This window comes from Pseudomonas sp. SLFW, from assembly GCF_009905615.1.
GTDB lineage: Bacteria > Pseudomonadota > Gammaproteobacteria > Pseudomonadales > Pseudomonadaceae > Aquipseudomonas > Aquipseudomonas bambusae.
The window spans coordinates 486,167-500,762 of record NZ_JAAAKW010000001.1; the positions used below are offsets into that span (position 1 = coordinate 486,167).

The 14,596-nt window shown below is 61.2% G+C and carries 10 protein-coding genes; 7 read left to right on the forward strand and 3 right to left on the reverse strand.

Annotation, left to right across the window (positions count from 1 at the left end; translation table 11 throughout):
• Nucleotides 1-246: 246 nt before the first annotated feature.
• From GVN17_RS02020 to GVN17_RS02050, 7 genes are all read left to right on the forward strand, one after another.
• Nucleotides 247-2,835, forward strand: a complete 2,589-nt coding sequence (locus tag GVN17_RS02020; protein ID WP_166593553.1) for a glycosyltransferase — start codon at nt 247-249, stop codon at nt 2,833-2,835.
• Nucleotides 2,836-2,934: 99 nt separating this feature from the next.
• Nucleotides 2,935-4,086 (forward strand): succinyl-diaminopimelate desuccinylase, encoded by a 1,152-nt coding sequence (dapE, locus tag GVN17_RS02025; RefSeq protein WP_166593554.1) that lies wholly within the window; start codon nt 2,935-2,937, stop codon nt 4,084-4,086.
• Nucleotides 4,086-4,895, forward strand: coding sequence for a putative RNA methyltransferase (locus tag GVN17_RS02030; RefSeq protein WP_166593805.1), 810 nt, complete (start codon nt 4,086-4,088; stop codon nt 4,893-4,895). The genes dapE and GVN17_RS02030 overlap by 1 nt, the downstream gene beginning before the upstream one ends.
• A 76-nt stretch (nt 4,896-4,971) precedes the next feature.
• Nucleotides 4,972-5,349: a hypothetical protein gene (locus GVN17_RS02035; protein ID WP_166593555.1), complete on the forward strand. Its 378-nt coding sequence runs from the start codon at nt 4,972-4,974 to the stop codon at nt 5,347-5,349.
• A 246-nt stretch (nt 5,350-5,595) separates the two neighbouring features.
• Nucleotides 5,596-8,088, forward strand: a complete 2,493-nt coding sequence (plsB, locus tag GVN17_RS02040) for a glycerol-3-phosphate 1-O-acyltransferase PlsB (RefSeq protein ID WP_166593556.1) — start codon at nt 5,596-5,598, stop codon at nt 8,086-8,088.
• 63 nt (nt 8,089-8,151) lie between these two features.
• Nucleotides 8,152-8,553, forward strand: a complete 402-nt coding sequence (locus GVN17_RS02045; RefSeq protein WP_166593557.1) for a YbaY family lipoprotein — start codon at nt 8,152-8,154, stop codon at nt 8,551-8,553.
• 45 nt (nt 8,554-8,598) lie between these two features.
• Nucleotides 8,599-9,288 (forward strand): DUF4197 domain-containing protein, encoded by a 690-nt coding sequence (locus tag GVN17_RS02050; protein WP_166593558.1) that lies wholly within the window; start codon nt 8,599-8,601, stop codon nt 9,286-9,288.
• Between the two features lie 70 nt (nt 9,289-9,358).
• On the opposite strand, the gene GVN17_RS02055 is transcribed toward GVN17_RS02050, so the two are convergent.
• From GVN17_RS02055 to GVN17_RS02065, 3 genes are all read right to left on the reverse strand, one after another.
• Nucleotides 9,359-9,925, reverse strand: a complete 567-nt coding sequence (locus GVN17_RS02055; protein ID WP_166593559.1) for a DUF4337 domain-containing protein — start codon at nt 9,923-9,925, stop codon at nt 9,359-9,361.
• 135 nt (nt 9,926-10,060) lie between these two features.
• A complete protein-coding gene (locus GVN17_RS02060) occupies nt 10,061-11,428 on the reverse strand; it encodes a Fic family protein (protein WP_166593560.1) in 1,368 nt (455 codons plus the stop codon).
• 93 nt (nt 11,429-11,521) lie between these two features.
• Nucleotides 11,522-14,596 (reverse strand): efflux RND transporter permease subunit, encoded by a 3,075-nt coding sequence (locus GVN17_RS02065; RefSeq protein WP_166593561.1) that lies wholly within the window; start codon nt 14,594-14,596, stop codon nt 11,522-11,524.

The following is a 14,596-nucleotide window of genomic DNA, read 5'->3' on the forward strand; positions in this document are numbered from 1 at the left end:
TGGGGGTGTTTGGTCTGAAAAGGGGCAATCGCCCCCCTGAGTCCAACGCAATCCCGAGGGTTGAACATCAACCTGTGGGAGCACCACCGTCACAAGCCGCCCAGCGACAAAGGCTTCGCCTACACATGATGACGACAAGGCCTACATTTTTTTCAGAATAGAACTTCAACCTTCGTCAGCTGCCAAAGCTCTCGCTGGCTGACGTCTCAGCCTCCCCCTGTTCCCCCTTTGGAACCTGAAGTCGCTATGCCATCCCGCAAATTTGGACTCAACCTGGTAGTCGTCGTGGCGATCGCCGCGCTGTTCACGGGTTTCTGGGCATTGATCAACCGCCCTGTGACCACACCCAACTGGCCTGAACACATCTCCGGATTCTCTTATTCCCCTTTCCGCCTGGGACAAAACCCACAGAAGGGCGTGTACCCGTCCGACGAAGAAATGCGTCAGGACCTGGAGTTGATGAGCAAATGGACTGACAGCATCCGCATCTATTCGGTGGACGGCCCTCAGCAGGACATTCCCAAACTGGCCGAGGAATTTGGCCTGCGCGTGACACTGGGCATCTGGATCAGCCCCGATCTTGAACGCAATGAGCGGGAGATCACCACCGCCATCCAGTTGGCCAACAGTACCCGCAGTGTCGTGCGGGTCGTGGTCGGCAACGAAGCGCTGTATCGCGAGGAGATCAAGCCGAAAGACCTGATGGCGATCCTCGACCGCGTGCGTGCCGCCGTGAAGGTGCCGGTGACCACCTCCGAGCAGTGGCACATCTGGGAGAAATACCCGGAGCTGGCCAAACACGTGGACCTGATCGCTGCGCACATCCTGCCATACTGGGAATACATCCCGGTGGACAAGGCCGGGCAGTACGTTCTGGATCGCGCCCGTGAACTCAAACACATGTTCCCGAAAAAGCCGCTGCTGCTGTCTGAAGTGGGCTGGCCCAGCAACGGCCACATGCGCGGCGGTGCAGACGCCAATCAGGCGGACCAGGCGATCTACCTGCGCACGCTGGTCAACAAACTGAACCGTCAAGGCTTCAAATATTTCGTCATCGAAGCGTTTGACCAGCCGTGGAAAGCCAGCGACGAAGGCTCGGTCGGCGCCTATTGGGGCGTGTACAACGCTGACCGTCAGCAGAAATTCAACTTCGAAGGCCCCGTCGTCGCGATCCCGCAATGGCGGGTGCTGGCGGTGGGCTCGGCCGTGCTGGCCATGCTGGCACTGGCGCTGCTGTTGATCGACGGCTCGGCCCTGCGCCAGCGCGGTCGCACTTTCCTGACGTTCATCGCTTTCCTGTGCGGTTCGGTGCTGGTGTGGATCGGCTACGACTACAGCCAGCAATACAGCACCTGGTTCAGCCTGCTCGTAGGATTTCTCCTGGCATTGGGTGCATTCGGGGTGTTCATCGTGCTGCTGACCGAGGCCCACGAACTGGCCGAGGCGGTCTGGACCCACAAGCGCCGTCGTGAATTCCTGCCCGTCCATGCGGACAAGGCCTACAGACCGAAAGTCTCGGTGCACGTGCCCTGCTACAACGAGCCGCCGGAGATGGTCAAGCAGACGCTGAACGCGCTGGCCGCACTGGACTACCCGGATTTCGAAGTGCTGTTGATCGACAACAACACCAAGGACCCGGCCGTCTGGGAGCCGGTGAAAGCTCACTGCGAAATGCTTGGCGAGCGCTTCAAGTTCTTCCACGTCGCGCCGCTGGCGGGCTTCAAGGGTGGCGCGCTGAATTACCTGATTCCTCACACCGCAAAAGACGCTGAAGTCATTGCCGTGATCGACTCGGACTACTGCGTTGACCGCAACTGGCTCAAGCACATGGTCCCGCACTTCGCCGACCCGAAAATCGCCGTGGTGCAGTCGCCTCAGGACTATCGCGACCAATACGAAAGCGCGTTCAAGAAGCTCTGCTACTCGGAATACAAAGGCTTCTTCCACATCGGCATGGTGACCCGCAACGACCGCGACGCGATCATCCAGCACGGCACGATGACCATGACTCGCCGCTCCGTGCTCGAAGAACTGGGCTGGGCCGACTGGTGCATCTGCGAAGACGCCGAGCTGGGCCTGCGGGTGTTCGAAAAAGGCTATTCCGCCGCGTACGCCCACCACAGCTACGGCCAGGGCCTGATGCCGGACACGTTCATCGACTTCAAGAAACAGCGCTTCCGCTGGGCGTACGGCGCGATTCAGATCATCAAGCGCCACGCCGCCAGCCTGCTGCGCGGCAAGGACACCGAGCTGACCCGTGGCCAGCGCTACCACTTCCTCGCGGGCTGGCTGCCGTGGGTCGCCGACGGCATGAACATCTTCTTCACCGTCGGCGCGCTGCTGTGGTCGGCAGCGATGATCATCGTGCCGAACCGGGTCGATCCGCCGTTGCTGATCTTCGCGATCCCGCCCTTGGCGCTATTCTTCTTCAAGGTCGGCAAGATCATCTTCCTCTACCGTCGCGCCGTGGGCGTGAACCTCAAGGATGCGTTCTACGCCGCCCTGGCGGGGCTGGCGCTGTCGCACACCATCGCCAAAGCGGTGCTCTATGGCTTCTTCACCACCAGTATTCCGTTCTTCCGCACCCCGAAAAACGCCGACAGCCATGGCCTGCTGGTGGCAATTTCCGAGGCCCGTGAAGAGCTGTTCATCATGTTGCTGCTGTGGGGCGCAGCGCTGGGCATCTGCGTGGTGCAGGGCCTGCCGAGCTATGACGTGCGTTTCTGGGTGATGATGCTGCTGGTGCAGTCGTTGCCGTACCTGGCGGCGCTGATCATGGCGTTTCTGTCGTCGCTGCCCAAACCCAAGGCGCAAACGGAACCGGCCACGGCCTGAAACAATTGAGTGCTGTACTAAACGGCGGCCTTCGGGTCGCCGTTTTGCTTTAAGATACCTGCCGTTTTATCGCCCTACCCTCAACTGCGCGGACCTTTCATGACAGCCCCAGCCGATCTCTCGCCCACTCTGCAACTCGCCTGCGACCTGATCCGTCGCCCATCGGTCACGCCGCTCGACGCCGATTGCCAGGCCGTGATGATGAAACGCCTGGGCGCTGCCGGTTTCAGGCTGGAGCCGATGCGCATCGAAGACGTCGATAATTTCTGGGCCACTCACGGCACGCAAGACGGCCCGGTGCTGTGTTTCGCCGGCCACACCGACGTGGTGCCGACCGGCCCTGTGAAGGCGTGGCAGAACGACCCGTTCGACGCGTTGATCGATGAACACGGCATGCTTTGCGGCCGTGGCGCAGCGGACATGAAAGGCAGCCTGGCGTCGATGATCATCGCCACCGAACGTTTCGTCGCCGACCACCCGAACCACAAGGGCAAGGTTGCGTACCTGATCACCAGCGACGAAGAAGGCCCGGCGCACCACGGCACCAAAGCGGTCGTCGAACGTCTGGCGGCGCGCAAGGAGCGTCTGGACTGGTGCATCGTCGGCGAGCCGTCGAGCACGACCCTGGTAGGCGATGTGGTGAAAAATGGCCGTCGCGGCTCCCTCGGCGCCACGCTGACCGTCAAAGGGGTGCAAGGCCACGTGGCCTACCCGCATCTGGCGAAAAACCCGATTCATCTGGCCGCTCCGGCGCTGGCTGAACTGGCCGCCGAGCATTGGGACGAAGGCAATGAATTCTTCCCGCCGACCAGCTTTCAGATCTCCAACCTGAATGCGGGCACCGGCGCGACCAACGTGATTCCCGGCGATCTGACCGCCATCTTCAACTTCCGCTTCTCCACCGAATCCACCGTCGAAGGCCTGCAGAAGCGCGTGGCCGACATTCTCGACAAGCACGGGCTGGACTGGCACGTGGAATGGGCGCTGTCGGGCCTGCCGTTCCTCACCGAGCCGGGTGCGTTGCTCGATGCCGTTTCGTCCAGCATCAAGACCGTTACCGGCCGTGACACCAAGGCGTCCACCAGCGGCGGTACGTCGGACGGTCGTTTCATTGCGACCCTCGGCACGCAGGTGGTCGAACTCGGCCCGGTGAACGCCACGATCCACCAGGTCAACGAACGTATTCTGGCCAGCGATCTCGACGTGTTGACCGAGATTTACTACCAGACCCTGGTCAAGTTGCTCGCGTGATGCTGACCTGCCCGATCTGCTCTGCCCCGCTCGATGCAGCGGACAACGGCGTGGTGTGCCCGGTCGGCCACCGCTTCGACCGCGCGCGTCAGGGTTACCTGAACCTGCTGCCGGTGCAGCACAAGAACAGCCGCGACCCTGGCGACAATCAGGCGATGGTCGAAGCGCGCCGGGACTTTCTCAACGCCGGGCATTACGCGCCGGTGGCGAAGCGTCTCGCTGAGCTGGCCGCTGAACGCGCCCCCGCGCACTGGCTCGACATCGGTTGCGGCGAGGGCTATTACACCGCCCAGATCGCCACAGCCCTGCCCCATGCCGATGGTTATGCGCTGGACATCTCTCGCGAAGCGGTCAAACGCGCCTGCAAACGCGACCCGAACCTGACTTGGTTGATCGCCAGCATGGCTCGCGTGCCGTTGCCGGACGCTAGCGTGCAGTTCATCGCCAGCGTGTTCAGCCCGCTCGATTGGGACGAGGCCAAGCGTCTGCTGTCGCCCGGCGGTGGCTTGATGCGTGTAGGACCGACCAACGAACACCTGATGGAATTGCGTCAGCGGCTGTACGACGAAGTCCGCGATTACGCCGATGACAAGCACTTGGCGCTGGTGCCCGAAGGCATGGCCCTACAGCACAGTGAGACCTTGCGTTTCAAACTGACGCTGGTGGACGGTCAGGCGCGGGCCAATCTGCTGGCGATGACGCCCCACGGCTGGCGCGCCAGTGCCGAACGGCGGGCTAATGTCATCGATCAGGCCGAGCCGTTCGAGGTGACCGTGTCGATGCGCTACGATTATTTCGTTTTGCAGTGACCGCCTGACCCGACAACAGACACGAAACACCGAATGAATCCGCGAATGGATTTTCCAGAACAACCCAGAGGCATCCATGCGCCAACCCGATATCGAGATTTACCTGAAAGACGCTGACGTCGATCACAAGGCCATCACCACTTGGCTGACCGCCGACATCGGCCCGTGCAGCGAGTGGGTCCAGAAAGGCCAGACCTGGAAATGCACCGCCGGTGGCATCCCGGTGACCTGGATTCCCAAGGCTGTAGGCAAGTGGAACAGCCTGTGCCTGGACAGCGATAAAACCCCATGGGACGACGACATCGCCTGCGCCCGCGCCGCTTTCAAGGCCTTGAACGTCGAAGTGCGCTGCGCACCGGGCACGTGGGTCGAGGAAGAAAGCGACGAAGACGCTGACCGCTGGATTCGCATCAGTGCGGACGGTGAGGAAGAGATTACCTGGCGCACGTCGTAAGGCGCCACAAACCAGGGTCGGATGCGCCATGCGTCGTTTTGACGTGCACCTATAACCTGTGGGAGCGAATTCATTCGCGATTGGCCGGTACATCCGCCAGATGCGTACCGGCTTCACCATCGCATCGCGAGTGAATTCGCTCCCGCAGGGGATTTACCCGCCCCTTCCCGCCGCCGCTTTGCCCATCCCCGCCATATCCGGCAAACTGACCGCTTCGTGGGCCTTGCCCCTCAGCGCAGAATTCGTATGACCCGCTCCCCGTTTCGTCGTCTCGTGTTTGGCACCCTGCGTCGCCTGCTGTATGTGTGGGTGCGTTCGGAGACGATCAATCAGTCGTCATTCACCCTCAATCTGGACCGCAGCCGACCGGTGTTTTACGCGCTGCAAAACCCGTCGATGACCGACCTGGCCGTGCTCGACACCGAGTGCCGCAAGGCCGGTTTGCCGCGCCCGGTGCTGCCGGTGGCGGTCGGCGATCTGACCGAGGCCGCTGCGTTCTTTTACCTCACGCCTGAGCCCGACTGGCTGGGGCGCCAGGACAAACGTGGCGCCCCACCGACGCTGGAGCGATTGGTCGGTGCCGTCACGCAAAACGCCACCGAAGACGCGCAGATCATCCCGGTCAGCGTGTTCTGGGGGCAGTCGCCAGACAAGGAAGACAGCCCGTGGAAATTGCTGTTTGCCGACAGCTGGGCCGTGACCGGTCGCCTGCGCAAGTTCATCACGATCCTGATTCTGGGCCGCAAGACCCGCGTGCAATTCTCCGCGCCGATCCACGTGCGCGACCTCGTCGATGAAAACAAGGGCTACGAGCGCACCGTGCGCATGGCCCAACGTCTGTTGCGGGTGCATTTCCGCAACCTGAAAGCAGCGGTCATCGGCCCCGACATCTCTCACCGACGCAACCTGGTGAAAGGCCTGATCAGCGATCCCATGGTCAAACAGGCGATCCTCGACGAAGCGGCCCGCGAAAAAATTTCGGAAGCCAAGGCCCGGGAAAAAGCCCTGCACTACGGCAACGAAATCGCCTCGGATTACACCTACACCGCCATCCGTTTTCTGGAAGTGGTGCTGAGCTGGTTCTGGAACAAAATCTACGACGGCATCAAAGTCAGCCACATCGAAGGCGTGCAGAACGTCGCGCAGGGCAACGAGATCATTTATGTGCCCTGCCACCGCAGCCACATTGACTACCTGCTGCTGTCCTACCTGCTGTTCCGCAACGGCCTGACGCCCCCGCACATCGCAGCGGGCATCAACCTCAACATGCCGGTCATTGGCGGACTGCTGCGACGGGGCGGGGCGTTTTTCATGCGCCGCACCTTCAAGGGTAATCCGCTGTACACCGCCGTGTTCAACGAATACCTGCACACCCTGTTCACCAAAGGCTTCCCGGTCGAATACTTCGTTGAGGGCGGCCGCTCGCGCACCGGGCGCATGCTGCAACCCAAGACCGGCATGCTCGCGATCACCCTGCGCAGCTACCTGCGCAATTCCCGTACCCCCATCGTCTTCGTGCCGGTCTACATCGGTTACGAGCGCGTGCTGGAAGGCCGCACGTACCTCGGCGAACTGCGCGGGGCCACGAAGAAGAAAGAGTCGATTTTCGACATCTTCAAAGTCATTGGGGCGCTCAAGCAGAAGTTCGGTCAGGTGTCGGTGAACTTCGGCGAGCCGATCAAGCTGGAAGAGTTCCTCAACCACGAACAGCCCGACTGGCGCACCCAGGAACTGGGGCCGGTGTTCAAGCCCGCGTGGCTGAACGCGACGACCCATCGCCTGGGCGAACGGGTTGCGCGTCATCTGAACGAAGCTGCGGCGGTCAATCCGGTCAACCTGGTGGCGCTGGCGCTGCTGTCGACCAACAAGCACGCGCTGGACGACCGCGCGCTGTCCCGTGTGCTCGACCTGTACCTGACTCTGCTGCGCAGCGTGCCGTACTCGCCCCACACCACCTTGCCTGAAGGCGATGGCGCGGCGTTGATCGCGCACGTCAAAGGCATGGACCTGCTGTCGGAGCAAAGCGACAGGCTCGGCAAAATCCTATATCTGGACGAGCAAAACGCCGTCCTGATGACCTACTACCGCAACAACGTGCTGCACATCTTCGCGCTGCCCGCGCTGCTGGCGAGCTTCTTCCAGAGTTCGTCGCGCATGACCCGCGAGCAAGTGTTGCGCTACACCCGAGCGCTGTATCCGTACCTGCAATCGGAACTGTTCATCCGCTGGTCGCTGGACGATCTGGATGGCGTCATCGATCAGTGGCTGGCCGCGTTCGTCGAGCAAGGGCTGCTGCGCTTCGAGAACGACGTCTATTTGCGTCCGGCCCCTAGCTCGCGAAGTTTTGTGCTGCTGACGTTGCTGTCCCGTGCCATCGCCCAGACGCTGCAACGTTTCTACATGGCCATCGCGCTGTTGCTGAACAACGGGCAGCACACGCTGACAGCCGAAGAGCTGGAAGACCTGTGCACGATCATGGCTCAGCGCCTGTCGATCCTGCATGGCCTGAACGCCCCGGAATTCTTCGACAAGAGCCTGTTCCGCCATTTCATCCAGAGTTTGTTGGACGAGGATGTGCTGCGCAAGGACGACACCGGCAAACTGGGCTATCACGAGCTGTTGGGCGAACTGGCCGAGGGTGCCGCCAAGCGGGTTTTGCCGGCGGAAATTCGATTGTCGATTCGCCAAGTGGCACTGCACCGCGATGAAGAGGTCTTAGACGCAGGCCCGAGTGTCTGAGCCATCGCGCTCAACATACGGCATCTGCGGGCACGCCCCCTTTGTGACATGGAGATTCACCCGATGAAACACCTGATTCTGGCCCTGGCCACTACCGTCCTGGCCGCTTGCGCCGGTCACGCACCGGACAATTTGAAAGGCACCCTCGATGGCGAGGTGTTCTACCTGCAGCGCATGGCCCTGCCGCCGACCGCTACCCTGAAAGTCACGCTGCAAGACGTTTCATTGGCAGACGCACCGGCCCAGACGCTGGCCAGCGAAAGCGGCCCGATCAAGGGACAGGTTCCTTTGCCCTTCCATCTGACCTACGATCAGCAACAGGTCAAGCCGGGCCACACCTATGCCGTGAGCGCGCGCATCGAGGTCGATGGCAAGCTGCTGCTGATCAGCACCGAACGCTATACGGTGGACCTGACGCTGGAAGAGAAACCGCGGGTCAAGATCCGTGTAAACCCGGCCAGCTAAAGGGCCTTTGCCCGATTTTCTTCACCTCCGAAAAGGACGTTACCCATGCTGCTTCGCTCCCTCTCGTTCACTGGCCTGTTCGCCGGGCTGTTGCTCTCGGCCAATGCCTTCGCGCTGTCGCTGGGTGACCTCTCGCAGTCGGACGCCACCGGTGGTCTCAAGGACGCGCTGACCCAAGGTGCGCAGATTGCTGTCAAGCAGTTGGGCGTGCCGGGTGGTTTCAGCAACAACAAGGACGTGCGCATCGAGCTGCCGGGCAAGCTGGGCAAAGTGGCGAGCAAGATGAAGCTGCTGGGCATGGGCAATCAGGTGGATCAGTTGGAAACCAGCATGAACCAGGCCGCCGAAGCTGCTGTACCGCAGGCCCAGGCGATTCTGGTGGATGCCGTGAAGAAAATGAGCGTGTCTGACGCCAAGGGCGTGCTGACCGGCGGCAAGGACTCGGCCACTCAGTACCTGAACAAATCCAGCCGCGATCAGATCCGCGCCAAGTTCCTGCCCATCGTCAAGCAAGCCACCGACAAAGTGGGCCTGGCGCAGCAATACAACAGCTTCGCGGGCAAGGCCGCGAGCCTGGGCGTGGTCGACGCAAAAGATTCAAATATCGAAGGCTACGTGACCGAAAAAGCCCTCGACGGCCTGTTCGAGATGATCGCCAAACAGGAAGAAGGCATCCGCGCCAACCCGGCCGGTGCCGCCACCAGCCTGGCGAAAAAAGTGTTCGGCGCGCTTTAACGGGCGCCCTTTCGCGAGCAACGAAAAGCCCCGACACTGCGAAGTGCCGGGGCTTTTTCATGAGCCGCGTTCAGAGATGCAGCCAAGCCATCACCCCCAGCAAAACACTGACGCCACCCGCGCCGTACGAGACTTTCTGCAGCCACTCCTTGCGGGTGAGCAAGGTAATCGCGGCCAGAGAAATGGCCATCTGAATCGCCATCATCGCCTGCGCCCAGCGGTGGTGAGAATGCAGCACCTGCTCGGATTTCTCGTCCCACGCTTGCGCCTGCGCCTCAAGAGCTTCGGCCTTGATCTTCGCCGCCTCTTTATCCGCCTTGTAACGCTGGACCTCCGCGACGTAATGCGCGCTGTCCAGACCGGGCATGTGGCTCGCCAGGTCCGCGAGGTTTTCACGACTCGACTTGGCCTGGTAGTAATTCCACTGATTCGACGCCTCGGTCTTCTTGATCGCGGCGTTGTTCTTGTCCATCGCCGCTTCGCTTTCAGTGGAACCGGCCTGATAACTCAACAATGCACCGACCGTCGCCATGATCGCCGTCATGACCGCGATCTTCCCGGCAAACCGATCCCCGGTGGTGTGCGCATGCTCGACATGATGTTCATGAGGGCTGGGAACTTCGAAGGATTCGGACATGGACTTCTATCGCCTGACACGACGTTGACTCGGAGGTGCTTGAGCAGCCGGAGGCTGGCGGCGCGAATATAGGTGATATTCGTGGAGTCGAGAAGCGGAAGTGACGTTTCGTTCAGGCTGTAGAAAGGCGACGACTTATCCGCCGTCGAACCTGTCCCGAAGCGCCGTTCGATTACGCAGCGTAAACACCCATTCACGCCCTGCTTTGGTTTTTTCGAACGCGCCGAGAATGGCCAGACCATTCAACGCGGTGGACGCGGTGTTGTACGAGCATTGGAGGTTTTCTTTGACGTTGACCGCCGTAAATTCCTTATCGATGCCGTTGAGTGCCACCTGAAGAATGGCCTTCTGCTTATCGCTGAGTTTGTCGAACAACGAGGACTGCTCAAGCCAATGATCGAAACGCAGGGCGTCGGTCAACGTTTGTCTGTAAAGGGTCAAGAACTCACCCAACGCTCGTGTGATCACGGAGCACTGGTAGTCGATAAAATACGTCAGGTCCATCTCATCGGTTTCGGTGTACAGGTAGGATTTGCCGTATTTGACCGGCGCATTGCGCAGCAGGACGCTGATCGCGATATAGCGAAACGCCGAAAAGTCGTGGCGAAACAGATACCAATAGAACAGGGCCCGCGCGACACGGCCGTTGCCCTCGCGAAACGGGTGTTCGTAGCCGATCGCAAAATGCAAGGCAATGGCCTTGATCATCGGGTGCAGATACCCGACCCCATCCCTCTCGTGATGCGCAAGGTTGACCCACTGCGCCAGCCGCTCCAGTCGGGCGGCCAGAGCCCGAGCAGGCGGCGGCACATGAACGGTATTGCCGTCGCCGTCTTGAACCACGACATCATCGTTCAACCGAAACTGGCCGGGCGAATAGCTGGCGTCGTCTATGCCTGATACGCCCACTTCGTGGAGGCGGGTGATCAGCGCAAGACTCAACGGCTCGCTGCGCTGTTCCCAGGCAAACTGCATCAGCTTGAAATTGCCGATGATCATCCGCTCATCCGGCGTACGGGGCTGACGGTTGCGCTTGAGCATGTCCTTGGCGACCGCCGTCGTGGTTGCGGCGCCTTCAAGCTGGCTGCTGCTGATGGCCTCGTCTTCGATCAGGTCGTTAAGCAGATAATGAAAATGCGCGTTCTCGCCGATGTGGCCGGTCATGTGCTCAAGCGCTGCCAGGGTTGCATGGCGGTCAACGAGGGAGATCGCCTTTTGTGCGACAGGCGTCAGCACATAACCGGCGCTGGCGTGTAGACCGTCGTGCGCAAGGATGGGCATTTGTTGGGAAAGACGAGCTGACTTGACCATGCTCCAACAGATGCGCGGATCGAGCCCGGCTCGCCAGCGGTGCCGCAATTGATCGAAATGAAGGTAGCGACCCTGATCGTCCAGAGGTTTATGCAGCGCCAGATACTCCGCCGGGCTTTGCCAAAAGCGATTTTCGGCCGTCTGGGCGAACAACTGTTCATGAGAAACCAGGGGAGGCGGAGACTTGAGCATTGATGTCTCAATCCATTCGATTGCTGAGACAGCAGTACAGCAGCAAAGCAATCATGTCTCAACCGTTTGAAAAATTGAGACATGATTGCCCCCCTAAACGGCCTCCCCCTTCTTCACCCTGAACCACGCCGCATACAGGGCTGGCAAGAACAGCAATGTCAGCGCGGTCGCGACGATCAACCCGCCCATGATCGCCACGGCCATCGGGCCAAAAAACACGCTGCGGGACAGGGGGATCATGGCCAGGACGGCGGCCAGTGCGGTCAGGACGATCGGGCGGAAGCGGCGGACAGTGGCTTCGATGATGGCTTGCCAACGGTCGAGCCCGGCGGCGATGTCCTGTTCGATCTGGTCCACAAGGATGACCGAGTTGCGCATGATCATTCCGGACAGCGCGATGGTGCCGAGCATGGCGACGAAGCCGAAGGGCTGGCGGAAGATCAGCAGGAACAGCGTCACACCGATCAGGCCCAGCGGCGCTGTCAGAAACACCATGAACATGCGTGAGAAACTGCGCAGCTGGATCATCAGCAAGGTCAGCACCACCACGATGAACAGCGGCACACCGGCGTTCACCGAATTCTGCCCACGAGCGGAGTCTTCGACGGTGCCGCCAACGTCCAGCAGGTAGCCATCCGGCAACTGGGCGCGCACGTCATCCAGCGTCGGCAGGATCTGATTGACCAGTGTGGCGGGCTGTTCCTTGCCATAGATGTCGGCGCGGATGGTCACGTTCGGCAGCCGGTTGCGGTGCCAAATCACCCCTTCTTCGAAGCCGTATTCCAGCGTAGCGACTTGCGACAAGGCGATGCTGCTGCCGTTGACGGTGGGCACCGAGAGACTCGCCAGACCGCCCAGATCGTGGCGTTCCTGTTCGGTGCCACGCAGCAGGATTTCGATCAGTTTGTCGTCCTCGCGGTACTGACTCACGCTGGAGCCGGTCAGCTGGCTTTGCAGGAAGCTCGACAGGTCGGCCGTGGTCACGCCCAACGCTCTTGCGCGGTCCTGATCGACGTTGAGGTACACGACCTTGCTCGGCTCTTCCCAGTCCAGGTGCACATTGACCACGTGAGGGTTCTCACGCACCTTCGCCGCGACTTTGCGTGCCAAGGCGCGCACTTCATCGATGTGCTCGCCGGTCACGCGGAACTGCACGGGATAGCCCACGGGCGGCCCGTTTTCCAGGCGCGTGACCCGAGGGCGCAGCATCGGGAACTGCTCGTCCAGCGTCCGAATCAGCCAGGTGCGCAGCGCTTCGCGGTCTTCGATGGTTTTGGCCAGCACGACGAACTGCGCGAAGCTGGCGGCAGGCAGTTGCTGGTCCAGCGGCAGGTAGAAACGCGGCGAGCCGGTGCCGACATAGGCCACGTAATTCTCGACCCCGGCGTGGGACTTGAGCATCTCCTCCAGACGCTTGACCTGCTCAGTGGTGTTACTCAGCGACGCCCCTTCGGCCAGTTTCAGATCGACCATCAGTTCCAGCCGTCCGGAGGCCGGGAAAAACTGCTGCGGCACGAAACGGAAGCTGAAAATCGACAGCACGAACAGGGCGATGGTCAGCACGATGACGGTCTTGCGCCGCCGCACGCACCACCCCACCAGACCGCGCACGCGCGTGTAGAACGGCGTGCCATAGGGGTCCGGTGCGTCGGGGCCGGAGCCGTGTTTGGTCGCGTGAATTTTCGCCAGATCGGGCAACAGACGTTCGCCCAGGTACGGCACGAACACCACCGCCGCGACCCACGACGCCAGCAGCGCGATGGTCACCACCTGAAAGATCGAACGGGTGTATTCACCAGTGCTCGACTGCGCCGTGGCAATGGGCAGGAAACCCGCGGCGGTGATCAGCGTACCGGTGAGCATCGGGAACGCGGTGCTGGTCCAGGCGAAACTCGCGGCCTTGAGCCGGTCGTAACCCTGCTCCATTTTGATCGCCATCATTTCCACGGCGATGATTGCGTCGTCCACCAGCAAGCCCAGCGCCAGCACCAGCGCGCCGAGGGAAATCTTGTGCAGGCCGATGCCGAGGTAATACATCGTGGCGAAGGTCATCGCCAGCACCACCGGGATCGCCAGCGCCACCACCATGCCGGTGCGCACGCCGAGGGAGAAGAAGCTCACCAGCAACACGATGCCCAAGGCTTCGGCGAGGACCTGCACGAATTCGCCAACGCTGGTTTTCACAGCAGCGGGCTGATCGGACACCTTGCTCAACGCCATGCCCGCCGGGAGGTTGTTCTGCAAGCGAGCGAACTCGGTTTCCAGCGCACGCCCCAGGACGAGGATGTCACCGCCGTCTTTCATGGCCACTGCGAGGCCAATTGCGTTCTGCCCCATGAAACGCATTTCGGGCGCAGGCGGATCATTGAAGCCACGGCGCACGTCGGCCAGATCGTTGATGCGGAACGTGCGATCACCGACGCGAATCGGGAAGTTGCGGATTTCATCGACAGTCTGGAAACGCCCGGTCACGCGCAACTGAATGCGCTCGCTCGGCGTCTCGAAAAAGCTCGCGGCCACGACTGCGTTCTGGGCTTCCAGCGCCTGTTGCACGGCTTGCAGCGGCAGACCGAGGGTGGCAAGTTTGACGTTGGACAGCTCGATCCAGATCTTCTCGTCCTGCAGGCCGATCAGCTCGACCTTGCCCACATCCTTGACCCGTTGCAGCTGGATCTGGATGCGGTCGGCGTAGTCCTTGAGCACGGCGTAGTCGAAACCTTCCCCGGTCAGCGCGTAAATGTTGCCAAAGGTGGTGCCGAATTCATCGTTGAAGAACGGGCCTTGGGTGCCCGGAGGCAGCGTCGCACGAATGTCGCCGATCTTTTTGCGGATCTGATACCACAGCTCCGGAAGCTTGGCCGAGACGAGGGAATCCCGCGCCATGAACGTGACTTGGGACTCGCCGGGCCGCGAGAACGAGACGATGCGCTCGTAGTCGCCGGTTTCCATCAGCTTCTTTTCGATGCGGTCGGTGACCTGCCGCGCCACTTCCTCAGCACTGGCGCCGGGCCACAGCGTGCGAATGACCATGGCCTTGAAGGTGAACGGAGGGTCTTCGCTTTGTCCCAGTTTGGTGTAGGACAACGCGCCGACGACAGCCAGAAGAATCATGAGGTACAGGACCATCTGCCGATTGCGCAGGGCCCATTCGGAAAGGTTGAAACGCAT